1 protein-coding gene is annotated in these 513 nt (G+C 34.7%); it reads right to left on the bottom strand.

All coding sequences use genetic code 11. The features are described 5' to 3' along the window. Positions 1-513 (bottom strand): DNA polymerase (locus tag IDG60_RS02185; RefSeq protein ID WP_241013326.1); only part of this gene is annotated, 513 nt, incomplete at both ends.

The raw sequence follows: 513 nt of genomic DNA, 5'->3' as shown, positions 1-513 counted from the left end.
GTTCAGCAAAGCCGCGTAAATTAAAGTTACGACTCGTAATATCAGGAATATAGCGTCGACGATGTAGCAATGTTTCCACGTAACCTAAAGCTTTGGCATCTTTTACAATATCAGACATATATTGTTTTACACCTGGGAAACTAGCTAAATAATCATCAATGAATGCTTTTGCTTTTTTACGAGTAATACCTAAACTTTGACTTAAACCATAATCACTTATCCCATAAACAATTCCAAAGTTAACTGCTTTTGCTTGACGACGCATTAAACTATCGACTTGATCAGCTTCTACACCAAATACTTTCATAGCAGTTGCTGTATGAATATCATCGCCGTTGATAAATGCTTCTTTCATACTCTCATCTTGTGTAATGTGTGCTAATACGCGCAATTCAATTTGAGAATAATCTGCTGATAATATAACGCTATCTTTTGAAGTTGGTTTAAAGGCTTTTCTTATTTTACGCCCTTCTTCAAGTCTAACCGGAATATTTTGTAAATTAGGATCTACAC

Source organism: Staphylococcus sp. EG-SA-2, assembly GCF_017152085.1.
Note: the sequence above shows the minus strand (reverse complement) of the source record. Positions and strands in the feature narration are given on the sequence as shown.